This is a genomic window from Paractinoplanes ovalisporus (genome assembly GCF_016834655.1).
Taxonomy (GTDB): Bacteria; Actinomycetota; Actinomycetes; order Mycobacteriales; family Micromonosporaceae; genus Actinoplanes; species Actinoplanes ovalisporus.
In genome coordinates, this window is the sequence record NZ_JAENHP010000013.1 from 224,453 (window position 1) to 248,223 (window position 23,771).

Genomic DNA, 23,771 nt, shown 5'->3' on the forward strand with positions numbered 1-23,771 from the left:
GAACCGTCAGGGGACGTAGGTGAGGCCGTCCGAGATGACCGTGGGACGGCCGCTCGTGCCGGCGACCACGACCGAGACGGTGTGGGTCTTGGCGGTCAGGGCGCGCACCCACAGCGTCTGGCGGTGGACCGTGCCCGAGGCCTTGGTGTCGACCGTGGCCACCTTGACCCCGTCCACATAGACGGAGGCGACACCCGTGGCGGACGTACGGGTGAAGGTCAGCGCCGCCGAACGCCCGGTGAACGTGTAGGCCAGCTTGGCGTTCTTCGCCGACGCGGCCAGCGCCCGGCCGCCCAGATAGGTCGAGGCCACCCGCGGCGACCACGTGCCGGTGGCCTTGGCCGACGTCTCGGGCATCTGGGTGATCGTCTTGACGAGCGACCCCTTGCCGATGTTCCCGGCCCAGTCGCGGGCCTCCACGGTGTAGGTCACCGGGGTGCCCGGCTTCACCGTCGGGTACCAGACCGTCGACGTGGCGCCGAGCGCGACCGCGGCCGGTGAGGTCACCTTCTGAGCGAACACCTTGACGTTGTCGGCCGAGCGGAACGTCACCGTGACCGGCACCGCGGTGGTCGAGTAGGTGCCGGTGCGCAGCGCGACCGCGGGGGCGGCCGGGAACGTCGGGGCGCTGCGGTCGCCGAACACCTTGATCGACGGGGTCACGTCGGCCGCGCCGGTCGCGTGCACCACCCTCACGGCCAAGGTGTGGGCGCCGACCGGGATGTCGACGTCGGTCGAGCGCTCGACGTTGCCGGTGAGGGTCCTGGTGACCTGGTTGTCGAGCAGGATGTCGTAGCGGCCCACGTTGCCGAGGTCGCCGCCGAGGTTCCAGGACAGCCGGGCCGTCGTGCGCACGTAGTAGCTGCCGGTCGCGCTGACCAGCGGCCCGCCGGTCAGGCCGGTGATGGCCAGCCCGGGCAGCAGGGCGCGGGCCCGGATCACGCCCATCAGCGGATACATCGAGTTGCCGGGGCAGGCGGTCTGCGCGGCGTCCCGGTGACCGGACAGGCGCGGGAGCATCACCTTGGTGCCGAGCGGCCACTTGCCGGCCACGCCCGCCGTCATCTCGACCGAACCCGAGGCGTCATTCCCGTACGCGGCCAGGCGTGCCGCCGCGAGCTCAGCGATCTTCGTGAGGGCGATCTGGGTCGGCCGGACGCTCGTGTAGTCGCCCAGCAGCGCGATGCCGACCGAGCCGGTGTTGAAGCCGGCCACGTGCGCGCCGACGACCGCCTTGGTCACGCCGCCCCCGCGGCCCTCGAACACCGTGCCGCACTGGTCGACCACGAAGTTGTAGCCGAGGTCGTCGAAACCGTCGTCGATGTCGTTGGCCATGATGCTGCGGATCTGCGACGCCGACTGGGCGCATGGCACCTGCTTGACCGCGGTGTGGTGCACGAAGACCATCTTCACGCCGTCGGCGGCGATGGCCGGGGGCGCCTTGACACTCTTCTCGTCGGCGCCCCAGCCCGCCCGCGAGACGATGGCGGGCATCGCAGCCGCCTTGATGGGCGCCGGCCCAGCCGGCGCCTTCGTGGTCGGGGCCGGAACGGTCGGGGCCGCGGTGGTGGGACCGGTGGTCGCCTGCTCCTCCGGCTGCGCGGGCGGGGGCGGGCTGGTGTCGACGGTCGGCCCGGCGCTGGTGGGCACCGCGAGCGGCACGCCGCCACCGACGCCCCCACTGGTCGGGTTGTCGGGGTCGATCAGCTTGAGACGCAGCCCGGCCGGCAGCGCTGCGGAGCCGGACACCCGGACGGCCACGCCGTCGGACGGCCCGGCCCAGATCGGCTCGGTGCGGCCGCGCAGCTGGGCCAGCTCGCCCGGCTGGTCGACCGCGGCCTCGGCCACCTTCAGCGACTGCCAGCCGCTCCAGGCGCCGTTCGCGGCGTTGCGGGTGCGCACCTGCACGGTGCCCGCGGGCTTGTCCTTCGGGCTCGTCCAGTTGACGCTGACCAGGCTGAACCGCTTGGTGGTACGCGGCGGCAGCGTGCGCGACGAGCCGAGCCTGGTCAGGTCGAGGGCGTTGAGCGTGGTGCGCCCGGCCGGTTTCGCCGGGGCCGAGCCCGGGGCCGAGGCGGCCGGGGCTGCCGGCACCGAGGCGATCGTCTCCGGCAGCGACGCCGGGGCGGCCGAGGACGGCCAGGTCAGGACGGCCACGCCGCCACCCGCGGCCAGCACCGCGACGGCGGCGCCCACCCCTATCACCAGTCGACGTCCCACTGCGCTCCCCCGTTGATCTCAGCGAACCGCGCGTGAGGGTATCGAATGATTCCTCAGCCTGGTGCCCCGAACCAGGGCCGGCAGGGATCGAATCCGTCGATGGTCACGTCGGCGCCGGTCCATTGATCCGCAGTGAGGCGGAAATGCTGTAGTTCGGCCACGTCACCCCCGGTGTCGACGATGCGGCTGACGCCGTTCTCCGAGTAGCCGACCCGGCGCGAGACACCGAGCGAGGCGGCGTTGGTGACGGTGGCCGAGGTGATCGCGGCCGCGGCCCCGAGCGGGCCGAACGCGAACTGGAGCATCGCCGTGCGCATCGCCACCCCGACCCCACGACCGCGGACCTCGCGGATCAGCCAGGACGCCGAATCCACCGTACGGAGTCTCGGGAAGTTGTCGCCCTCGAGCGTCTGCACGCCGACCAGCTCGTCGCTGTAGGCGACCGCGAAGTGCAGCACCCACGATTCCGGGTCCCAGGTGCCGAGCGCCTTCCAGTAGCCCTGGCAGAACAGGCGCCGCTCGTTGGCCGCCATGTCCTGCGACGCGAACAGCGCCAGCCGGGGGTCGTGCCCGACGTCGTCCGGCAGCGCCGCGGCCAGGTGCGGGAGGTCGTCCTCGCGCATCGGCCGCAGCACCACGTCGCGGAAGGCCAGCCGGAGACCGAACAGGGGCCAGTATTCGTCCATCCCTGCGGTATATCCGGCCGGCCTTTCGCGCGCATTCGCTTTACCGGCTCGGCCCGGCTTCAGCGGGCCCTCCTCGGGCTTTACCGGCTTTCTTTACCGGCTTTACTCGGCGCCCAGGGCGGCCACCGGGCTCACCTTGGCCGCGCGGCGGGCGGGCAGCACCCCGGCCAGCGCGGTCATCGCGACGAGCACCAGGAACACGATCGCGAGCTGCCCGACCGGAAGGGCGAAGGGCGAGTTGAGCCCCAGCGCCTTCACGGCCAGCCAGGCGTACGGGACCCCGAGCACCAGCCCCACGGCGGCGCCGATCGCCCCGTACAGCGCGGACTCGGTCGTCAGCATCGCCCGCAGCCCACCCTTGGAGAGGCCGACCGCGCGCAGCACCCCCGACTCACGGACCCGCTCGACCACCGACAGCGCGGTCGTGGTGCCGACGCCGACCACCGCGATCATGACGGTGAGCCCGACCAGGCCGATCGCGATCAGCAGCAGCATGTCGACCTGGTCGTTGAGCTGGTCGCGCTGGTCGGCCAGCACGTTAACCTTCCACTTGCCGCCCGCGGCGACCTGCGCGTCCTGGATGGCGCGGTTCCCGTTGGTCCGGCCCGTCTCGCCGCCCGCCCGGGCGTTGGCCAGCACACCCGAGAACGTGGCCGGGGCGCCGAGCTTGGTCAGGTCGGACGGGTCGAGCACGGCCGTGGCGTGCAGCGGCGCGTCCGCGGCGAACTGGGCGGCCACGGTCAGCGTCACGGTGCGCTGGCCGGCCTGCAGCTGGATCTGGTCGCCGACCTTCTTGCCGCTGATGTCGGCGCCGAAGCCGGACAGCACGATCTTGCCCGGGCCCAGGTCGGCCAGGGAGCCGGAGCGGATCTCGAGCTTCTCGAGCTCGGGCAGCGCCGTCATCGACAGGTCGGTGACGGCCAGGTCCTCGTTCTGGCCCAGCTTGACCGGCATCCGCCGGTACGGGGTGACGTCCTTGAGCTCCTCCCGCTTCTTGAGCTGTTCGGCCAGCGCGACCGGCACCGGGGACTCGTCGACGCCGAGCATCTCGTAGTCGGCGGGCACCGATGCGGCCAGTTCCCGGTCGGCCAGCACCCGCAGCGACGCCCCGCCGACCAGCGTGCCGGCGATCAGCGTGACACCCAGCGCGACCACCACCGAGACCGCGGCGGCCCGGCGCGGGGCGGCGCCCACTCCCCCGGCGGCCAGGCGGCCGACCGGGCTCGACCGGCGCAGCGGCCAGCCGAGCAGCGCGAGCACCGGCCGCACCAGCACCGGACCGAGCGTGACCAGGGCGAAGAAGGCGAAGGCGCCTGAGGCGACCAGCGCGAACAGGTTGGTCTGGGGGTTGTAGTCGGTGTCCTCGCGGCCCGGCAGGTTCGTCACGATGTAGGCGGCGGTGAGCACGGCCCCGATGACCAGCACGATGCCGGCGGCCCAGCGCAGCTTGCCGATGTCGCGGCGGGCGCCGGTGGTGCCGGAGCCCCGCAGCGCCTCCAGCGGCGACACCCGCGAGGCCGAGGCGGCCGGGGCGAGCACGGCCACCGTGGTCAGCACGACGGCGAGCAGCACGGTCAGCAGGGCGGCCGGGACCGGGAAGCCGGGCGAGGAGATCTGCTTGTCGAACCAGCCGGCCACGACCGGGAGCAGATGGCCGACGCCGAGCGCGATCAGCACGCCGGTCAGACCCGTGACCAGGCCGGTCAGGGCGCCCTCGACGGCCAGGGCCCGGGTGATCGAGCCGCGGCCGGCGCCGACCGCCCGCAGCAGGGCGAGCTGACGCATCCGCTGGGCGAACACGATGCGGAACGTGGACGTGGCGACCAGGCCCGCGGCGACCACGGCGATCGCGACGAACATGGCGATGACCGCGAAGATCGTGTTGACCTCCTCGGCCGCGGCCTCGGCCTCCTCGTGCCGCACGGTGGTGCCGTCCTGCACCTGCGGGCGCTCGTCGGGCGTGATCTTGGCGCTGGTGAACACCGCGTTGACCTGGTCGATCACCTTGGCCGCGTCGGTGCCCGGGGCCAGCCGCATCTCGATCCGGCTCAGGTAGTCGTAGCCGCCCAGTTGGAGCATCGCGCTCGTGGGCCCGTACGCCTGGAAACCGTAGTCGTCGCGGACCTGGACCACGCCGACCACCGTGAGCTTCGACGGCGCGAGGGGTTTGCCGTCCTCGTCGTAACGGATCTGCGCGGAGACGACCGAGCCGGGCTTGAGACCCATCCGCTCGACCGTGCGCGGGGTGACCGCGATCTCGCCCGGCTTGCTGGGGTAGCGGCCCTCGCTGACCGTGGTCAGGGCGAGCGGGCCGGTGCCGGGGTCGCTGAGCAGCGAGAGGTACTCGCCGCCGACCTGACCGCCGTTGTCGACGCGGCCGACCGCCTCCTCGACCCCGGGGATCTTCTGCACCCGGGCCAGGTCGGCCGAGGTGACCGTGCCGTTGCGCACGACCACGCCGGCCGCCTCGGGGGTGCCGCTGAGACCGTTGAGCACGCTGCGCTCGGTGATCTGCTGCGCGAGCACCGTGGCGTAGACGACGAACGAGACGACCAGCACGGCCAAGCCGGTCAGCAGCAGGCGGGACGGCCTTCGGGCCACGCCCCGGAGCTGGGTGCGGAGCACACTCATCGCGCGACCGCCAGGCTCTGCAGGGCGTCGGTGACCGAGGCGATGTCGGGACGGTCCAGCTCGCCGGCCACCCGACCGTCGGCCAGCAGAACAACCCGGTCCGCGTACGCGGCGGCGCCCGGATCGTGGGTGACCATGACGATCGTCTGGCCCAGTTCCCGCACGGAGTTACGCAGGAACAGCAGCACCTCGGCGCCCGAGCGGGAGTCCAGGTTGCCGGTGGGCTCGTCGGCGAACACCACCTCGGGCCGCGACATCAGCGCCCGGGCCAGGGCCACACGCTGCTGCTGGCCGCCGGAGAGCTCGCCCGGACGGTGGTCGAGGCGGCCGACGATGCCCAGCGTCTCGGTCAGGTGGGCGTACAGGTGCGCGTCGGGTTTGCGGCCGGACAGCTCCAGCGGCAGCGTGATGTTCTGGGCCGCGGTGAGCTGCGGGAGCAGGTTGAACGCCTGGAAGACGAACCCGATCCGCTCACGGCGCACCTTGGTCAGCACCTTGTCGCTCTGCTTGGTCAGGTCGGTGCCGCCCAGCAGCGCCTGCCCGGAGGTGGCGGTGTCGAGACCGGCGAGGCAGTGCATCAGGGTGGACTTGCCCGACCCGGACGGCCCCATGATGGCGGTGAACTGGGCGCGGGCGAACCCGACGGTCACGCCGTCGAGCGCCCGCACCGCGGTGTCGCCGCTGCCGTAGACCTTGACCAGATCCACGGCGGCGACCGCGGCCAGCGTGTCCACGCTCTGCGTCAGCATGTTCTCTCCACGTCATTCGTCGTATGCGTCGTTGTTGTGGCAGATCATGGGGGCAGCCGAGGGGCCGGCACATCGGCCCGCGGCCAGGCTCGTCACAAGCGGTGAGTCTGACTTTCGGCCGATGGGTGACCCCCGGCCAGCGCATACGCTGGGTGACGATGCAGAACAACCCGAACCGGATGGTGCTCCGCCGCCTGGCCCAGCTCGCCGCGCTGGGCGCCATGGCTCTGCTCGGCATCTTCGACATAGCGCAGGGCCTGCTGCGCAACTCCGAACCGCTGGGCCTGGTCAAGATCCTGCTGGCGATGGCGGCGGCCGCGGTCTGGCTACCGGTGCACCGGCCCCGCTCCACCCGCCTGCCCAAGGCGGCCATGGCCCTCGGCGGCTTCTCGCTGCTGGTCACCCTGCTCTCGGCGGCCTCGGCCGGTGGTTCCTCGTACGGGGCCAGCTGGGGTCTCGCCGAGTCGGCGGCGCTGCTCGGTGTCTGTTTCGTGGTGGCCCGGCACTCCACCGCCGGTCTCGGGTTCTCCGCGCTCGTCGTGGTGGGCGCCGCGGTCAGTTTCGCCCCGTTGCGCGCCGAGACCAGCTACGTCTACGTCATCTTCGGCCTGATCCAGGCGCTGGCGGCCGCGGCCGCGATCGGCCTCGGCATCTACCTGCGCATCATCGAGAGCTCCCGGCAGCGGGCGTTCGACGCCGTACGGGCCGAGCAGCGCGCCGAGTTCGCCCGGGATCTGCACGACTTCATCGCCCACCACGTGACCGGCATCGTGGTGCAGGCCCAGGGCGCCAAGTTCATCGCCGAGCAGGACCCGAAACGGGTGCTGCAGGCGCTCGACCAGATCGAACAGGCCGGCGCCGAGACGATGGCGTCGATGCGGCGGATGGTCGGCGTGCTGCGCGACCCCGAGTCGAAACCGGACGCGCCGCTGGCCCCCGTGGCCGGCGTGAACGATCTGGGCACCCTGATCGACCAGTTCAACACGGCCGGCGGCGCCAAGGCCCGGATGCACGTCGACGGCGACCTGGGCGGGCTGCCGGTCGAGCTGTCCACCTCGGCCTACCGGGTGGTGATGGAGGCGCTGACCAACGTGCGCCAGCACGCCCCCGCCGCCACGGCGGCCGACATCTGGATCCGCCGTACGCCGGAGTGGCTGCTGGTGCGCATCGCCAACGACGGGGTGGTTCCGGCCCGCACGCCCGCGCCGCGGGAGCGCCCGGGGTACGGTCTCGTGGGCCTGACCGAACGGGTCCGCGCGGTCGGCGGCCGCATCAACGCCATGCCCGGCATCGAGGGCGGCTGGGTGGTCGACGCCGCGTTCCCGATCGATCCGAGGACGAGCTCATGATCCGCGTACTGATCGCCGACGACCAGGCCATGGTCCGCACCGGTTTCGGCATGATCATCGGCGCGCAGCCCGACATGGAGGTGGTCGGCGAGGCCAACGACGGCGTCGAGGCGGTCGCGATGGCCCGCAAGCTGAAGCCCGACGTGGCCCTGCTCGACATCCGCATGCCCAAGATGGACGGCCTGGAGGCGTTGCGCCTGCTCTCCGGCCCCGGCGTCACCGACCCGGTCAAGGTCGTCGTGGTCACCACCTTCGACCTCGACGAATACGTCCACCAGGCCCTGCGCAACGGCGCGGCCGGCTTCCTGCTGAAAGACTCCGGCCCGGCCCTGCTGGTCGAGGCCGTGCGGGCCGCCGTCTCGGGCGACGCCCTGATCAGCCCGTCCATCACCGTGCGCCTGCTGGAACACCTCTCCCCACCGGCCCCCACCAACGACGACGGCGGCCTGTCCCCACGCGAACTCGACGTGGTGCGCCTGGCCGCCAAGGGCCTGACCAACGCCGAGATCGCGGCCCAGCTGTTCATCTCCATCGGAACCGTGAAGACCCACGTCGGCAGCGTCATGACCAAGCTGAACGCCCGCAACCGGGTCGAGATCGCCGCGTGGGCCTGGGAGCGCAAACTCCTCGGCTGACCGCCCCGGCGTCTAGAGCGTGATCCAGTAACGCTTGAGCGTGTGGGGGCCGGTGGTGCGGGTGTCCTCGTAGACGCCGCCGGCTCCCTCGATCACCCGGGCCGAGCCGATGTTGTCGGGCCGGCAGGTCAGCAGCACCCGGTCGAGGCCCAGCTCGTTGCGGGCCGTGCCGAGCGTCTGGCCCAGGGCCCACGCGGCCAGTCCCCGGCGGCGGGCCGAGGGGCGGATGCCGTAGCCGATGTGGCCGCCCATGTCGAGCAGCATCTGATTCAGCTCGTGGCGCAACGAGACCGAGCCCAGGAACTGGTCGTCCTCGACGATCCAGCGGTAGGTGCAGTGCACCCAGCCCTCCACCGGCGGAATCGCCGGGTCGGCCTGGCGGTGCAGGTCGGCCACCCACGCGGCGAACCCGGCCTCGGAGTCCAGATCATCGGTTTCCCGTACGCCGTGTCCGTCCATGTGTGTGCCGGGCACCCACTCGTCGCGGGCTTCCAGCCAGGATTTACGTAAGCGGACCGTGGGTTCGATCAGTTCAGGCACCCCGTCACCCTAGTTCGCCGGCTCCACGACGAAGATCTGCCTCCGCACCCAGCGGACCAGGAACTCCCGTACGTGCTCGGGGACGCCGTAGTCGGCCAGGTGACCGTCGACGTCCTCGGTCCGGGCATGGGTGGTCCGTGAGGTGAGCAGCCACTTCGCCACTCCTTCCCGGGCCGAGCGTTCGTCGCACTCCAGGTAGGGCAGGAAGAACACGAGGAACGTCGCCAGGTCCTCCCCGTCCGCGTCGCGGAACGCCGCCTCGATCGGAGCGATGGGAAACGGCAGGATGTCGCCCGGCCGTCGCTGAGCGGGCAACCAGGGTGTCGGCCGACCGATCAAACTGTCCCTGAGCTCACGCGCGACCGCCTTCGGCAGTCGCCGCCTCTCCTCAGGATCCGAGTCCATGTCGATCAGGAGGTAGGCCACCCACGGGTAGCCGGCACCCGACATGACCACGTCTGTCGTGAAGAAGGGCAGCAGGCCGTGGTGGTCCAAAACCTCGTGCACGGCCGCGTCGTCACCCGCCCGGCCCCATGGGCTTCGTGCACGCCAGCGTTCGAAGACCTCCCCGTGCCGTTCCTGCAGTTCCCGCTTCAATGCCGACCACACCTCGGCCCGGGCGTCGTTCTCGTTGCGCATCCGCCGGTCGAGGTGGGACACCAGCAGAAAGGCCACGCCGTTCTCCGCCTCCAGGAGCTCTCCGAGCCGGATCTCGAGGCGACGGTGCACAAACGGCAGATTGTCGGGCAGGCAGCGATACATGGCCGCATGGAGCGGGAAGTCCGAGGCTTCGAGCGCCGCGAAGTCCGCGCCGGAGGGCAACATCTGCATGCGGTCCGCCTCGCCGTAAGCGAGCGCCCGGTCCACGCACACGTCCACGATCTGCTCGACCATGTCGGGCGAAAGGACCACGTCACCCAGCGACCGCGCCGCGAACGCCACGAGCGCGTCCCGCTCCCGGCTCTCGGTGGCCGCGTCCAGGTCGTCGAGCGCGAGCCCGAGCAGCGTGTCGCCGCCGTCCTCGACGTTGCGCTCCAGCAACTGCACCGCGAGCTGCGAGACCACCTCCCACTGACTGTGCCGCACCCGGTCGGCCAGCTCGGCCCACACCACCTCGGGAGTCTTCGCGCGTCGGACCAGGCATTCGGCGGCGAAGTACTCGAGGAACGTCCGGTGGGCGAAGCCGAAGATGGGCTCGGTCGGGGTCGAGCCGACCTCGGCCAGGATCCAGGCCCGGCCCGCGCAGTAGTCGAGGAACTCGGCCGCGACCTCGGCCGCCTGGTCCTCGTCGAAGCCCTTGCCGACGAGGTGATCCTCGACGATCCGCAGCACCCGGCGTCGGGGCTGCTCGGGCACGGTGTGCTCGGTGAACAACGTCCACGCCAAATGTTGCACGGAACCGCGGACGCGGCCCTCGAAGCCGAGCTTGCGGGAGATGCCGCGCATCCGGTCCCACTGCTCGAACACCATCAGCGCGCACCGCTCGTAGACCTCGCCGCGGTTGCCGGGGATGTAGTGGTCGCTCGCGTACATAGCGCACAGCACGCTGAGCAGCAACGGGCTGCTGCGCAGGTCTTCGATCGTCTCGCTCTCATTGAGAAACGCGGTCGCGAGCCGTGAGCGCTCCGCCTCCGGGGTGCCCTCGTCGAGCGCGAACCACCGCCGCGCGTACGTCTCGGCCTTCGCCCGGTCGAACGGCGCCAGCGCGCACGTGCGGAACAGGGACGGGTCGAGGGGAGCCTCGGCGTACCCGACCCGGCGTGACGTGGCCACGACCGGCACGAGCGGATGCCGCAGGACGAAGCCCTTCACCAGATCGGCGACCCGGCGACGCAGCGCGACGTCGCTCAGCTCGTCGAGCCCGTCCAGGATCACGACGGCCCGCCCGTTCATCAGCAGGTAGTCGACGGCGTCGGGGGTCAGCGTGACGTTGTAGGGGTCGCGGCTCACGGTGACCAGGTGCTCGGCCAGCGTCCGTTCGCCGGTCTCGAGGGCGGCCGAGAAGTGCCGCAGCACGACCAGCAACGGGACGACCGTGCCGGTCGGGTCAGCCGCCAGATCGTGGGCCAGCTTCTCGGCCAGGGTCGACTTGCCGGCGCCAGGATCGCCGAGGATGACGTGCCGGCGGCCCGGCTCGGTGAGCTCGTCGAGGTCGACGGTCAGGTCCTCACGCGACTCGTGGTGCACCGCCGGCGCGACGTAGAGGCTGTCCCACGGCACGCTGCGGGCCTTGGCCGACTGGGGCATGCGCAGCTCGGCGTGCAGCTGCGACACCTGCGACCGCATGTCGAGGAAGTCCTCGTGCATCGCGGCCTCGTCGGTGATCCGGCTCAGCAGCGCGCCCGTGCGGGCGGCCAGCGCGGTCAGGTGGCCCTGCGCGACCAGGGCTTCCGGCACGAGGTCGGACCGCTGGGCGGTGGGTCCGGCCGCGGCCTGCACACCGTCGAGGACCACGTCGGTCAGGCCGAGCAGCCGTTCCCCCGGAAGACCGGTCGCCAGTCGCAGCCCCTGGCGCAGCTGTTCCCGTACGGCCGAAGCGTGTTCCTCGCGTTTCTTGGCGGTGCGGTGCATGCGGGCGATGACGGCGTTCATGACGACCGACTCGAACTCGGGTGACGCCATGTATCGGGCCACGCCCGCCGCCTCGGAAGCTGAAAGGTCGTCGAGCAGCCCGGCGGCCGTCTCCTCGGCCATCAACGGCCGGGCGGAGTCACGCAGCCGGCGCACCTGCGCGTCCTTGCGGGTGTTGCTCACGAAGTGGCCGGCCACCCGGGCGGCTGCTTTGGACAGTGAGGACTCGATACCGGGCACAGCGAGAGACGCTAGCCGGGCGCGGCCATCCTGAGGAGCGCCTGAATCTGGGATTGACGGCGGGCCGTTACGGTCTCGCCCATGGTGCGGGCAGGCGGGTAGGCGCCGCCGGCGGTCTCCATGCGGGCGGTCTCGACGCAGTTGCCCAGGTGGCCCAGGAGCAGGGTCACCGCCGTACGGTCGAACGCGGTCCGGGAATTGCGCAGCTCGGCGATGTCGGCATCGCGCAACGAGTGGAGGTCGCCGTGGCCCTCGTGGATGCCCGCCGACGGGTCGGCCTTCAGCGGTTGTTGCCAGCCGAGGAGCCAGCGCTCCATCGTCCCGGACTCCTCGCGCCACTGGGTCCGCAGCTCGGTAGCCAGCGTGCGTAAGGCCGGGTCGGTGGCGCGTTCCTCCGTCAGTGTGGCCAGCGGCTCGCCCTCGTCGATCTGGGTGAGGGCCATCTGCAGGAACATCACGTCGGTGTTGTTGAAGGCGGGGGCGGTGGACACCGCGGTCTCCGGCTGCGAGGTGCAGCCGGAGACCAATAGCAGGACGGCGCAGACCGCCGCCGCTAGTTGGCGGCCCACAGGGCGGGGACGTTCGGCGGCTCCCAGCCGGCCAGCGACGTGTGCGCCTGGCGGCAGGTGTACGAGCGGCCGTTGTACGTGACGACGCTGCCCACGGAGTACGCCACCCCGGCGCGCCACGTGCCACTCGCGGGCGGGGTGGTGGGCGGAGTCGTCGGCGGGTTGGTGGGAGGCGTGGTCGGGGGCGTGGTGGGCGGGTTGGTGGTGCCGCCGCCGATGTTCAGGTCGACGCACGAGTAGAACGCCATCGCGGTGTCGGCGATGTTCCACCGGGCGAGCAGGGTCTGGCGGCCGCTGAAGCCGCGCATGCTGACCGAGTGGGACTTGGTCGCGCCGGGCTGCGCGCCGCCGTCGTTGAACGAGGCCAGCAGCGTGTTGCCGATGAAGTACTCCCACGTGCTGGTGGAGTGGCGGGCCGTGAGCACCCAGTTGAAGGTGACGGTCTGCCCGACCGAGGCGGCCGGCCAGTTCTTGCTGTTGTCGTTCAGCACGGCGAACCGGGATCCCCCGCCGTTGCACTGCATCGAGCCCTTGGGGGCCTCGACGCTCTGCGGCTCATAGATGATGTCGCCGCAGTTGGCGACGGCGCCGCTGGCACAGTTGGCCTGGCGGCTGGGCGGGGACGAGATGTAGCCGTGCGCCGAAGCCGGGGAGACTCCGACGGTGAGGGCGGCCGCGGTCGCGGCGACGGTCAGTGCGGGGAGGGTGAACCTTCGTCTCATGAGGAACTCCTCAATCGCCGAGTGGGGGCTCGGGCCAGATATCGACCAACATAAGTTCAACAGTGTTAACAGTAAAGAGAGTTAATCGAGTTTTTCGAAACAGCGGCAGAAACCGGCGGGGCAGTCCCTTGTGCACGGTTGTGCCATCGTGTCTGGCGTGGGAACCGAAGACGCCTCGTTCACCCGGCTGCTGCCCCGCGATCTGCGGCCGTTCGCCGCCGTCGCTCAGACGCTGGACAACCAGTGGGTGCCGCGCGGCCTGCTGACCCGGATGATCGACGAAGGCCTGAGCCTGGACGACGTACGGGCCGAGCGTGAGGCCGTGGTCCGCACCGAATATCTGCGAGCGGTCCTGAACGCCGAACAGCTCGTGGTCAACCGCATGTACTTCTTCAACAACCCGGCCGTCATCCGCGACTTCGCCCAGCCCGGGCCCGGCCGCGAGGCGTTCCGCGCCCTGCTCGGGTCGGGGGTGCTGGTGCCGTTCCTCTACGCCGAGGATTCGCCCATCGACAACGACGCCGGCTCCCGCATCTCGGGCCTGACCGGCTGGGCGCCCTGGCTCGAGGTGGCCCGCGAGACCGAGATGTCGTGCGTGCGCCTGGCCTGGCAGTCGAGCGAGGCCAACCGCAACGCGATCGCCCGCGGCCTCAACAAGCGGTTCCACGAGTTCGTGATGTCGCTCCAGTCGAAGTGTTACGACGGCGGCGATCAGGTCTTCGCCAGCCATCTGGGTCTGCCGCCCGATCGGGCGACCGCGCTCGGCGCCCGCCTGTCCGACGCTGCCGCGTGGGCCTTCCACGCCGATCACTGGGTCATGCGCGAAGACTTCTACACCGAGTTCGTGGTCGACGGGAAGCCGGCCGAGGGGCGCTACTCACGGTCGAAACGGTTCGCGGGCGAGCTCAAGCAGCTGATCGACCTGGCCTACAACACCTCCCTGCCCGAGACGCTCGACCGCTATCCGCTGCGCCCGGAAGACTCGCTCAACCGGTCGGCCCTGCAGGAGTGGACGCCGCGCACCGAGCGCCAGGAGAAGCCGCTCGGCGAGGCGGAGATCCTCGAGCAGCTGGTGATCCGTCGTACGGCGTTCGACCTCGCCACCAACCAGCTCGTGGTCCCGCCGCTGGGCGACTTGGGCCTGACCGACATCGTGCAGGCCCGCGGCACCGACGAGTGGCATGCCTACATGGCGGCCCTGGCCGATGTGGTCGGTCATCCGGAGACGTTCGAGAGCGGCGCCCAGGCCCTGCAACGCACCTACAGCGCCCTGCTGGAACGGCTGGCCCGCATCGCCGGCGACAATCGGCGTGGCCTGCGGTTCACCACCGGGTTCGGCTTCAACCTCGACTTCGCAGGCGTGCTGCTCAAGGTGCGCTGGTTCGGCGGGCGCCTGTTCTATCGCCAGGTCGGCACGCCGCCGTCACAGCCGCAGCGCACCCGCGGCATGTCGCGGGTGGTGGTCTCGGGGGACGACGTCGAGACCCAGGCCGCCCGGCGCGGTGGTCACCTGGTCGCGGTCGACCTCAAGCCGTTCGACGTCGAAGACCCGGTGCAGTTCCTGCGCGAGGCGGTCGGCCAGCTCGAGGCGGCCGGTGCCCGCCGTGTCGACCGGGGCCCGGGGAGCCGCGACGGCGGCCTCGAGCGTGATCTCGGGGACGAGGCCGCGTGAACTGGGACGCGGTGGAGGCGGTGGCCAGCGCGGCCGGTGCCACCGTCACCTTCGCCGCGCTGGTGGTCACCTGGGGTGCGTTGCGCCGCGAGGCTCGGGCCCGGCGCGCCGACGTCGCACGGCTCGACCGGCAGCGGCAGCAGGACGAGGCGGCCGAGGCTGGGCTGGTCATGTTCGGTGACCCCGAGGGCGTGCTCAACTCGGGTCAGGCGACCTTGAAGCTGACCAACTTCGGGAACCGGCCGGTCTTCGACGTCCGCGTCCGGCTGGTCCGCGACGGTCGCCCGATCGTGCTCACCGATGGCCGCGACAGCGACATCCCCCGTACGGTCGTGCTGGAGCCGCAGAAATCTCGCAAGATCACGATCAATGCGCCGTACGGGGAAGAGCCGTTCGTCGCCGGAAGGGTGGAGTTCCGCGACAGCAGTGGCCGTCTGTGGCGGCGCTCGAACAACGGCCCGCCCCGCCGCCTGGACGCCGACGGCAACGAGCTGGAGGCCGGCGGACGAGAGCCGTGAGACGGTCGGGAGCGCCCGGCCGGCGAACGAGCGCCGTGAGACGGTCGGGAGCGCCTGGCCGGCGAACGAGCGCCGAGAGACGGCCGTCAGCGCCCGGCCGGTGAAAGAACGCTGTGAGACGGTCGGGAGCGAGATCGACGACGAGGCACGGCGAAGACGGAGGTCCAGCGGCATGGCGGACGAGACTCATCGCCGGGCGTGGCGGCTCGACCGATACGACCAGCTGCGGGCCGAGCGACCGCAGCTGTTCGTCAATCCGCCGGGCGCCGCCTACGAGATCGTGTTCGACCGTGCAGCGCAGCTGGCCTGTGCCGACGAGTGGGCGGCGCGGTCGCGGGAGCGGGGCATCCCGGCCGAGTTCGCCGACATGGGTGTGATCTACGAGGACAAGTACTTCATCGCGCTACGGGACACGGTCCGGTTCCGGGACGGCAGCATCGGGCCCTATTTCCGGCTCCTGGGCGCGGTCGACGGGCCCGGGGCGGCCATGTTGCCGATGCTCACCGACGGCCGGCTGGTGCTGGTTCGGCGCTTCCGGCACGAGGCGCGCGACTGGCAGTGGGAAGTGCCGCGCGGCTTCTCCGAACCGGGCGAGACCGGGCCGGTCACGGCCACCCGCGAGCTCGCGGAGGAGCTCGGGGTCACCGCCGAGGCGCCGGAACTGCTGGGCCGGCTGGGTGAGGACGAGATCTATCTCGTACGGATCGACGCCGCGTCGTTGCCGGAACGGATGACCGACGACGCCGTCGCCGAGGGGGTCGACGAGATCAGGGTGGTGACCCCGGACGAGCTGGCCGACCTGATCGTCGAGGGGCACGTCACCGACGAGTTCCTGCTGGCCGCGTACGCGATGGTGCAGGCCCGCCGCCCCAGGAACCCATAGCCGCCCGCCCGATGGGTCAGGCCCCCGCACAGGCACTCGTAGCCGCCCGCCCGATGAGTCAGGCCCACCGCACCAGGCACTCGTAACCGCCTTGGCCGATGGGTCAGGCCCGCCGCTCCAGGAACTCGTAGACGTCCTGCGCGTCGACACCCGGGAACGTGCCCGGCGGCAGGGCGGCCAGCAGGTGGGAGTGCACCCGGGCGCTCGGCCAGGCATGACCGGCCCAGCGGTCCACCAGCGCGGCCGGTGGACGGCGACAACAGCCGGGGTCGGGACAGCGTGAGACCGTACGGCGGGAAGTGTCTCCGCCGCGGAACCAGCGCGCGTGCTCGTACGGCGTGCCGACCGTGACCGAGAATTCCCCCGACCGCGTCGACTCGATGTGGACCGTGCACCAGTACGTTCCGGCCGACGTGTCGGTGAACTGGTAGAACGACGAGTACGGGTCGTCCGCCTGGAAGATCGTGCGCGACGCCCACCGGCGGCAGATCGGCTGCCCCTCGATGGCCCCGGTGACGTCGGACGGGAAGCGGACCCCGTCGTTCTCGTACGCCTTGTAGACGATCCCGTTCTCGTGCACGCGCGTGAAGTGCACGGGAATGCCGAAGTGGTGCGTGGCCAGGTTCGTGAACCGGTGGGCCGCCGTCTCGTACGACACCCCGAACGCGTCGCGGAAGTCGTCGATGGCCAGGGCCCGGTCGGCCTTGGCCTCGCCCAGGAACCGCACCGCGAACTTCTCCGGCATCAGCAGCGCCGCCGCGAAGTAGTTGGCCTCGACCCGCTGTCGCAGGAAGGCCGCGTAGTCGGCCGGCTCGGGGTGGCGCAGCACGAAGTGGCCGAGCGTCTGCAGCACCACCGCGCGCGGATCGTGTCCCTTGCCGCTGGCGACCTGGGGCAGATAGATCCGCCGGCCGACCAGATCGGTCACCGAGCGCGTCGAGCCCGGCAGGTCGTTCACGTAGTGCAACGTGAAGCCCAGTTGCGCTGCGATGTCGAGGATGCCGCGCTGACTGAGCGGCCCGGTCGTGTGTTTCACCGAGCGCAACACGTCGGCCGCCGCCTGCTCGATCTCGGCGAAGTAGTTGTCCCGCTCGCGCATGTTGACCCGCAGTTGCGCGTTGGCCCGGCGCGCCACCTCGGGGGTCGCGCTCTGCTCGGTGAGCAGCCGGTTGAGTTCCCGATGCAGGCCGACCAGCGATTCCAGCGCGTCGGCGGGCAGCCGGCGCCCGCCTTTGACCGAGGGCAACCCCAGTCCCGCGTACGCCGGTGACTGCTGGAAGTGCGCGAGGTCGATCTCGAGCCCGGCCCGCCGCGACGGCGCCTCGGGCCGCAGCAGGTCCTGCAGCGGCACCCCCAGGGCGGCCGCGATGGCCTGCAGCACCGAGAGCTTGGGTTCCCGCTTGCCGTTCTCGATCAGCGACAGCTGGGACGGCGCTCTTCCCACCGCCTGGCTGAGCTGCTCGAGCGTCATGTTCTTCGATTTGCGCTGGTGACGCAGCCGCTGGCCGAGGGTCACGAGGTCAACATTGTCAGAAGCGGTCACGCGTTTTGACGCTAGCAGAAATTTCGCGTTTCTTCTGCTCACAAATGGCTTCAGAGGGGGTTGTGGGGCCAGCGATAGTCGAGTTCTTCCCGGCGAAACACACGGCGGCGAACACAGGCGGCGGAACGCGCGACGCCGGAACGACCGCCGGACGAACGCATGGGACGAGCGACAGCGGGATCCAGGGACACAAGCGACAGGGCACGGAAGGGATAAAGCGATGACTGATCAGCTGACCGAAGTTCGGGGCGGTACCGCGGCGGACCTCACTCGGGCGTGGGCCGGCGATCCCCGGTGGCTGGGCATCAAGCGCAGCTACACGGCGCACGACGTGGTCAAGCTGCGCGGCAGCGTCCAGGAGCGGCACACGCTGGCCGAGCGCGGCGCCCAGCGGCTCTGGGAGCTGCTGCACAGCGAGGACTACATCAACGCGCTGGGCGCGCTGACCGGCGGCCAGGCCACGCAGATGGTCCGGGCCGGCCTCAAGGCCATCTACCTGAGCGGCTGGCAGGTCGCGGCCGACGCCAACCTGGCCGGCGCCACCTACCCCGATCAGTCCCTCTACCCGGCCAACTCGGTTCCGGCGGTGGTGCGCCGCATCAACAACGCGCTGATGCGGGCCGACCAGATCGACACCGCGAGTGGCAAGCACGACCGCGACTGGTTCGCGCCGATCGTGGCCGACGCCGAGGCCGGCTTCGGTGGCCCGCTCAACGCGTTCGAGCTGATGAAGGCCATGATCGCGGCGGGCGCGGCCGGGGTGCACTGGGAGGACCAGCTGGCCAGCGAGAAGAAGTGCGGCCACCTGGGTGGCAAGGTGCTCATCCCGACCGGCCAGCACATCCGCACCCTGAACGCGGCACGGCTGGCGGCCGACGTGCTGGGCGTGCCGTCGCTGGTCATCGCGCGGACCGATGCCCTGGCGGCGGACCTGCTGACCACCGACGTCGATGAGCGTGACCAGCCGTTCATCACCGGGGAGCGTACGGCGGAAGGCTTTTTCCGGGTGCGCAGCGGCCCCGACGCCGCCATCGCCCGCGGGGTCGCCTACGCCGACTACGCCGACCTGCTGTGGGTCGAGACCGGCAAGCCCGACCTGGAGTTCGCCAAGTCGTTCGCCGAGGCCGTGCACAAGGAGCACCCCGGCAAGATGCTGGCCTACAACTGCTCGCCCTCGTTCAACTGGAAGAAGAACCTGGACGACGCCGACATCGCGCGGTTCCAGAAGGAGCTCGGCGCGATGGGCTACAAGTTCCAGTTCGTCACGCTGGCCGGCTTCCACGCGCTCAACCACTCGATGTACGAGCTGGCCCGCGGCTACGCCGAGACCGGCATGACCGCGTACGTGAAGCTGCAGGAGGCCGAGTTCGCGGCCGAGCTCGACGGCTACACCGCCACCAAGCACCAGGCCGAGGTCGGGACGGGCTACTTCGACGCCGTCTCCACCGCGCTGAACCCCGACAGCTCGACCACCGCCCTGAAGGGCTCGACCGAGACGGAGCAGTTCTGATGGGTGCCGAAGAGATCACCATCACCGGTACGACGTCGGGTCGCTACGCCGACATCCTGACCCCGGCGGCGATCGAGTTCGTCGTCGCGCTCGACCGGGAGTTCGGCGCCCGCCGCGTCCAGCTCCTCGAACGTCGCCGTCGCCGCCGTACGACCCGTACCAACGAATTGGACTTTCTGCCCTCGACCCGGTCGGTGCGGGACGGAAACTGGACCGTCGCCGCGCCGGCGCCCGACCTGCTCGACCGGCGCGTCGAGATCACCGGGCCGCCCGAGCGCAAGATGACCGTCAACGCGCTCAACTCGGGCGCCAAGGTGTGGATGGCCGACTTCGAGGACGCCACATCGCCCACCTGGGAGAACGTCGTGCTCGGCCAGGCCAACCTGCGCGACGCGCTGGACGGCACGCTCGACTTCACCGACGCGTCGGGCAAGGAGTACCGGGTCAACGGCTGGACCCCGACCATCATGGTGCGGCCCCGCGGCTGGCACCTGCCGGAATGCCACCTGCGCATCGGCGGCCGGGCGGTGTCAGCGGCGCTGTTCGACTTCGGGCTCTACATGTTCCACTGCGCGCAGCGGCAGCTCGACCGCGGCAGCGGCCCGTACTTCTACCTGCCCAAGCTCGAGTCGCATCTCGAGGCCCGGCTGTGGAACGACGTGTTCGTCTTCGCCCAGGAGGCACTCGGCATCCCGCGCGGCACGATCCGGGCCACGGTCCTGATCGAGACGATCACCGCCGCGTTCGAGATGGACGAGATCCTGTACGAGCTGCGGGAACACTCGGCCGGCCTGAACGCGGGCCGCTGGGACTACCTGTTCAGCATGATCAAGAACCGGCCGGACATGGTGCTGCCCGAGCGGTCCCAGATCACGATGACCACGCCGTTCATGCGGGCCTACACCGAGCTGCTGGTGCGCACCTGCCACCGCCGTAACGCACACGCCATCGGTGGCATGGCCGCGGTCGTCCCGTCGAAGGACCCGGTGGCCGCCAAGCGCGCCCTCAACCAGGTGCGGCAGGACAAGCGGCGCGAGGTCGGCGACGGCTTCGACGGTTCGTGGGTCGCGCACCCGGGCCTGGTCGAGACGTGCCGCGAGGTGTTCGACCAGTGGCTCGGCGAGGAGCCGCACCAGATCGTCCGCAAGCGCGAGGACGTGCGGGTGACGGCGGCCGAACTGCTCGACGTGAAGGTGCTCGGCGTCCAGATCACCGAGGTCGCGCTGCGCAACAACGTCAGTGTCGCCCTGCGTTACATCGCGGCGTGGCTGGGCGGCCGGGGCGCGGTGGCGCTGGGCGGTCTGATGGAGGACGCGGCCACCGCCGAGATCTGCCGGGCCCAGCTGTGGCAGTGGATCCACGCCGCCACCCCGACCGACTACGGCGTTCCGGTGAGCGCCGCCCTGGTCACCCGGATGCTGCGTGAGGAGGTCGACGTGCTCAGTGAGACCGGCGCCCTCGACGAGGAGGCGGCCCGGCTCTTCGGCCAGGCCCGCACCCTGCTCACGGTGCTGCTGACCGAGCGCACCTGTCCCGAGTTCCTGACCCTGCCGGCCTACCTTCGGCACCTGTCCGGCGGGTCAGCCGCTCCGGTTCCCGATCAGGCGCCTGTCGCCGTCTGATCCTCTCGGAGACCAAGAGCGCGATTTCCCCGTACGGGGGGATCGCGCTCTTCGGTGTCGGTCCAGCCGCCCTGTCACGGCTTCCGCTCGGCCGCCCTCTCACGGTTCATACCCGACCGTTCCCAGACGGCCCCCCACTCACCGTTTCCTCACGGCCGTTCCGTCACGGTTTCCATCCGACCGCTCCCTCACGATTCCCACCCGGTCCCAACCCGGCCGCTCCCACACGGTTTCGACCGGGCCGTCCCCTCACGATTCCCGTCACGCCGCGAGCGCACCTGAACCGCGTTTCCATCACCACTGACCAGGCCGGGCACCCATCTCGGAGCCGCGTTTCAAACGCCGCTGACCAGCGGGTAGGGGGCCAGCAGGGCCGGGTCGAGGGTGCCGCGCCGGGCCACGCCGGCCAGCAGGTCGGCCACCTGGACGCGCGGGTCGTCGCGGGAGTCGGCCATGACCAGCCCCGCCAGCGGCGACACGCCGTCGTCACCGGCCAGGGCCAGCTGCAGCCGGGTGAGCCGGTCGGCGGTCAGGGCGCTCTGCTCGTCGTGCGTCACCAGCACCCGCCGGCCGCCCTCGCTCCAGCTCAACACCGTCTCGGCCAGCGCCGGCAGCAGCGGTTCGAGGTTTTCGCGACTGACCGGCAGGGCCTCCACCCGCTCGCGCGCAATCCCGGAAAGCTCGGCGAACCGGTCCACATCGGCCCGCGTCGCCCGGCGATGTTTGGTGCGCGCCAACTCGACAAAGAGCGGAAGCAGACCCTTTTCCCGTACGGCGGGAAGCAGCGCGACGGCATCCGCACGCCGGTCGAGGGTGAGGCGCGTCCCGGTCGCGTACGAGGGTTCGGCCAGCAGCAGATCGGCGATCCGTGTGACCAGGAAGAACTCCTTGTCGACAACTTGCACCAGGGCCCGGCCGCGCAGCGCCTGCTGAAACCAGCCGGCCGCCACGCCCGCCCGCAGCAGCCGGCCCGACTTGAGTTCGTGGGGCGAGAACCGGAACCGCGACCGCAGAGCCCCGATCAGCTCGTCGGACTCGGCCTCGCTCAGGTCGACGCTCGCGTGCGTGATCACAGGATCGGCCGGGTCGAGCAGATTGGTGCCGGAGAACCCGGACTCGTCACAGGCGATCCGCACCACGGGCCCGGCCACCGCCCCGACCGGCGGCAGCCCACCCTGCATCGGCGTCCGCACGCCCCCATGCTCGTCCGCCCACCCTCATCGAACAACCCGATTACGGCCACCCACCGGAACAGCGCCCGCATCCCCCGTCCGCACGCCGCCGCCAGACAACCCCATCCCGACCGGTCGCCCGCACATCCCCATCCCCAGCCCTCGCGCGCCGCTCGAACATCCCGATCACGGCGAGCCGCCCACACGCCGGCACCGAACAACCCCATCACAACAAGCCACCGATGCACTCCACGCCGCCACTGACCAGCCCGATCACAGTCGGCCGCACCTGCATCCCCGCGCAGCCGTCGAACAACCCCATCACAGCCGGCCGCACGCCCCATCCCCGCGCAGCCGTCGAACAACCCCATCACAGCCGGCGGCACGCCCCATCCCCGCGCAGCCGTCGAACAACCCCATCACAGCCGGCCGCACGCCCCATCCCCGAGCGGCCATCGAACAACCCCATCACGGCCGGCCGCACGCACGCCCCATCCCCCGTCCACGCACCGCCGACGGACAACCCGATCACAGCCGGTCATCGGACAGCGCCCATCCCCTACCGCGTCGGGCAACCCGGTCGCGGGTGGTTGTCGGGCAGGATGGCGGGGTGGACTGGGCGGAGATGGAACGGGTCGTGCACGACGGCATCGTGGCCGCGGTGGTGTCGGCCGCCTCGGGCGAGCACTTGGGCGCGGCGGCGCTGCACCATCTCTACCGGGAGCAGGACGGCGTGATCACGCTGCCGTCGCTGGCCGTCACCGGCGACCCGGAGGGCTGGAGCCCGGCCGACTGGACGTTCGACGACGACGAGTGGCTGCCCGACGAGGTGGGCCGCCAGTGGGAGAAGAACCTGACCACGGCCGCGTGCTCCGGGACGACCGCGCGCTGGCACGCGACGTTCCGGAAATACCTGGGAACCCTCGTACGGGCGTGCAAAGCGGCCCGCAAGACGCTGCGCACCCGTGGCGTGGTCGACCGGAACTTCGTCGTGGTCCTGCTCGACGACGAACACCACGCCGAGCTGATCCGGCGTGTGCTGCCCGCGTCCGACGTGCGGCGGCTGTTCCCCGAGCTCGACGAGCGGACCGCGGAACTCGCCCGGCTCCAGGGTCTCCCGCCCGCCGACCGGGCGGCCGAGCTGGTCGGTCGGCTGGGTCGCTTCGACGGTCCGCTCATGTCGGAGGACATCGAGGACGCGCTCCGCGCCCTGGGCCGAGACGCCTGGCCGGCGCTGATCCCGCTGTTGACCGTGCGCGACCGGGCGTGGCAGGCGGCCCGGCTGCTGGCCGACATCGGCGAGCCCGGCGATGAGGTCGTAGCGGCGCTGACCACAGCTCTGCGCAAGGCGAAGGGCCCCGACCTGGCCTGGACCGCGGTCGCGCTCTCCCGGCTGGGCCGGCTCGACGTGGTGCTTGACCGCCGGTCCGCACTGCCCACCGACGTCGTGGCCGGGGCGGTGGCCGCGCCGTACACGTCGTTCCGCAACTCCGCGGTCCGGTTCGCGCCGCTCGACTACACCCCGCTGGCCGACGTTCTCACCCGCTGGCCCGGCTACTCCCCCGCCCTGGACGACTGTCTGCGCCCCGGCCGCGGCAGCTGCGCCATCACACCGGACGAGGCGGCTACCGCGATCGAGGCCCTGTCGTCCCCGCACCCGCTGATCCGCCGTCACGCCGCCGGAGTGCTGGGCGAGCGCAACCTCGGCCGCCACGTGCTGCCCGCCCTGGCCGCGACCGCCCGCAACGACCCCGACCCGGCCGTACGCCGCATGGCGATCCTGTCGCTGCTGTTCTGGAAGAAGGACTCCCGCCACCTGGAGGACCAGATCCGCCACCTCCTGGACGACCCGTCCACCGAGGTTCGCGACGCCGCCGCCCTGTGGCTACGCGAGCAGACCGCCCACTCCCGTTAAAGTGCGCGACGCCCGCCGCCCTGT

18 protein-coding genes are annotated in these 23,771 nt (G+C 71.1%); 8 read left to right on the forward strand and 10 right to left on the reverse strand.

All coding sequences use genetic code 11. The features are described 5' to 3' along the window. Window positions 1–6: 6 nt before the first annotated feature. From JIG36_RS54310 to JIG36_RS32280, 4 genes are all read right to left on the reverse strand, one after another. A complete protein-coding gene (locus JIG36_RS54310) occupies window positions 7–2,220 on the reverse strand; it encodes an N-acetylmuramoyl-L-alanine amidase (RefSeq protein WP_203380179.1) in 2,214 nt (737 codons plus the stop codon). A 53-nt stretch (window positions 2,221–2,273) separates the two neighbouring features. Next, window positions 2,274–2,906: a GNAT family N-acetyltransferase gene (locus JIG36_RS32270; protein WP_203380180.1), complete on the reverse strand. Its 633-nt coding sequence runs from the start codon at window positions 2,904–2,906 to the stop codon at window positions 2,274–2,276. A gap of 102 nt (window positions 2,907–3,008) precedes the next feature. Then, window positions 3,009–5,537: an ABC transporter permease gene (locus JIG36_RS32275; RefSeq protein WP_203380181.1), complete on the reverse strand. Its 2,529-nt coding sequence runs from the start codon at window positions 5,535–5,537 to the stop codon at window positions 3,009–3,011. Beyond that, window positions 5,534–6,286: an ABC transporter ATP-binding protein gene (locus tag JIG36_RS32280; RefSeq protein ID WP_203380182.1), complete on the reverse strand. Its 753-nt coding sequence runs from the start codon at window positions 6,284–6,286 to the stop codon at window positions 5,534–5,536. Before JIG36_RS32280 ends, JIG36_RS32275 begins: the two co-directional genes overlap by 4 nt. 158 nt (window positions 6,287–6,444) lie before the next feature. Here JIG36_RS32280 and JIG36_RS32285 point away from each other — a divergent pair, with 158 nt between their 5' ends. Then, the gene (locus JIG36_RS32285) at window positions 6,445–7,635 is read left to right on the forward strand and encodes a sensor histidine kinase (protein ID WP_203380183.1); all 1,191 of its coding nucleotides are present in this window, start codon (window positions 6,445–6,447) and stop codon (window positions 7,633–7,635) included. Then, a complete protein-coding gene (locus JIG36_RS32290) occupies window positions 7,632–8,270 on the forward strand; it encodes a response regulator (protein ID WP_203380184.1) in 639 nt (212 codons plus the stop codon). The genes JIG36_RS32285 and JIG36_RS32290 overlap by 4 nt, the downstream gene beginning before the upstream one ends. 12 nt (window positions 8,271–8,282) lie before the next feature. Here JIG36_RS32290 and JIG36_RS32295 read toward each other — a convergent pair whose 3' ends face one another. From JIG36_RS32295 to JIG36_RS32310, 4 genes are all read right to left on the reverse strand, one after another. After that, window positions 8,283–8,810: a GNAT family N-acetyltransferase gene (locus tag JIG36_RS32295; RefSeq protein WP_203380185.1), complete on the reverse strand. Its 528-nt coding sequence runs from the start codon at window positions 8,808–8,810 to the stop codon at window positions 8,283–8,285. 9 nt (window positions 8,811–8,819) lie between these two features. After that, window positions 8,820–11,621, reverse strand: coding sequence for an NACHT domain-containing protein (locus tag JIG36_RS32300; RefSeq protein ID WP_203380186.1), 2,802 nt, complete (start codon window positions 11,619–11,621; stop codon window positions 8,820–8,822). An 11-nt stretch (window positions 11,622–11,632) separates the two neighbouring features. Continuing rightward, window positions 11,633–12,112: a DUF305 domain-containing protein gene (locus tag JIG36_RS32305; protein ID WP_307872998.1), complete on the reverse strand. Its 480-nt coding sequence runs from the start codon at window positions 12,110–12,112 to the stop codon at window positions 11,633–11,635. Window positions 12,113–12,174: 62 nt separating this feature from the next. Next, window positions 12,175–12,912 (reverse strand): lytic polysaccharide monooxygenase, encoded by a 738-nt coding sequence (locus JIG36_RS32310; protein ID WP_203380187.1) that lies wholly within the window; start codon window positions 12,910–12,912, stop codon window positions 12,175–12,177. A gap of 157 nt (window positions 12,913–13,069) precedes the next feature. Between JIG36_RS32310 and JIG36_RS32315 the strand changes: the two genes are divergently transcribed. The 3 genes from JIG36_RS32315 (at window position 13,070) to JIG36_RS32325 (ending at window position 15,985) form a co-directional block, all read left to right on the forward strand. Then, a complete protein-coding gene (locus JIG36_RS32315) occupies window positions 13,070–14,584 on the forward strand; it encodes a hypothetical protein (RefSeq protein ID WP_203380188.1) in 1,515 nt (504 codons plus the stop codon). After that, window positions 14,581–15,102, forward strand: coding sequence for a DUF8453 domain-containing protein (locus JIG36_RS32320; RefSeq protein ID WP_203380189.1), 522 nt, complete (start codon window positions 14,581–14,583; stop codon window positions 15,100–15,102). The genes JIG36_RS32315 and JIG36_RS32320 overlap by 4 nt, the downstream gene beginning before the upstream one ends. 172 nt (window positions 15,103–15,274) lie before the next feature. Then, entirely contained in the window at window positions 15,275–15,985 is a 711-nt protein-coding gene (locus JIG36_RS32325) for an NUDIX hydrolase (protein ID WP_203380190.1), read from the forward strand. A gap of 103 nt (window positions 15,986–16,088) precedes the next feature. Here the strand turns inward: JIG36_RS32325 and JIG36_RS32330 are convergent, their stop codons facing one another. Beyond that, window positions 16,089–17,528 carry a helix-turn-helix transcriptional regulator gene (locus JIG36_RS32330; protein WP_203380191.1) on the reverse strand — a complete coding sequence of 480 codons (1,440 nt, stop codon included), beginning with the start codon at window positions 17,526–17,528 and terminating at the stop codon, window positions 16,089–16,091. A 220-nt stretch (window positions 17,529–17,748) separates the two neighbouring features. Between JIG36_RS32330 and aceA the strand changes: the two genes are divergently transcribed. Together aceA and aceB are read left to right on the forward strand one after the other, a co-directional pair. Further along, window positions 17,749–19,038: an isocitrate lyase gene (gene aceA, locus JIG36_RS32335; RefSeq protein ID WP_203380192.1), complete on the forward strand. Its 1,290-nt coding sequence runs from the start codon at window positions 17,749–17,751 to the stop codon at window positions 19,036–19,038. Continuing rightward, complete coding sequence (aceB, locus tag JIG36_RS32340) at window positions 19,038–20,660, forward strand: malate synthase A (protein ID WP_203380193.1); 1,623 nt, start codon at window positions 19,038–19,040, stop codon at window positions 20,658–20,660. Before aceA ends, aceB begins: the two co-directional genes overlap by 1 nt. 335 nt (window positions 20,661–20,995) lie before the next feature. Here aceB and JIG36_RS32345 read toward each other — a convergent pair whose 3' ends face one another. Further along, window positions 20,996–21,853: a DUF3800 domain-containing protein gene (locus JIG36_RS32345; protein WP_307872999.1), complete on the reverse strand. Its 858-nt coding sequence runs from the start codon at window positions 21,851–21,853 to the stop codon at window positions 20,996–20,998. 589 nt (window positions 21,854–22,442) lie between these two features. Between JIG36_RS32345 and JIG36_RS32350 the strand changes: the two genes are divergently transcribed. Further along, a complete protein-coding gene (locus JIG36_RS32350; protein ID WP_307873000.1) occupies window positions 22,443–23,747 on the forward strand; it encodes a HEAT repeat domain-containing protein in 1,305 nt (434 codons plus the stop codon). Window positions 23,748–23,771: the final 24 nt, after the last annotated feature.

What these genes read in the sequence shown, in the direction of transcription:
- JIG36_RS32270 (WP_203380180.1), bottom strand. Translation starts at nt 2,906, where the DNA reads ATGGACGAATACTGGCCCCTGTTCGGTCTCCGGCTGGCCTTCCGCGAC.
- JIG36_RS32275 (WP_203380181.1), bottom strand. Translation starts at nt 5,537, where the DNA reads ATGAGTGTGCTCCGCACCCAGCTCCGGGGCGTGGCCCGAAGGCCGTCC.
- JIG36_RS32280 (WP_203380182.1), bottom strand. Translation starts at nt 6,286, where the DNA reads ATGCTGACGCAGAGCGTGGACACGCTGGCCGCGGTCGCCGCCGTGGAT.
- JIG36_RS32285 (WP_203380183.1), top strand. Translation starts at nt 6,445, where the DNA reads ATGCAGAACAACCCGAACCGGATGGTGCTCCGCCGCCTGGCCCAGCTC.
- JIG36_RS32290 (WP_203380184.1), top strand. Translation starts at nt 7,632, where the DNA reads ATGATCCGCGTACTGATCGCCGACGACCAGGCCATGGTCCGCACCGGT.
- JIG36_RS32310 (WP_203380187.1), bottom strand. Translation starts at nt 12,912, where the DNA reads ATGAGACGAAGGTTCACCCTCCCCGCACTGACCGTCGCCGCGACCGCG.
- JIG36_RS32325 (WP_203380190.1), top strand. Translation starts at nt 15,275, where the DNA reads ATGGCGGACGAGACTCATCGCCGGGCGTGGCGGCTCGACCGATACGAC.
- aceA (WP_203380192.1), top strand. Translation starts at nt 17,749, where the DNA reads ATGACTGATCAGCTGACCGAAGTTCGGGGCGGTACCGCGGCGGACCTC.
- aceB (WP_203380193.1), top strand. Translation starts at nt 19,038, where the DNA reads ATGGGTGCCGAAGAGATCACCATCACCGGTACGACGTCGGGTCGCTAC.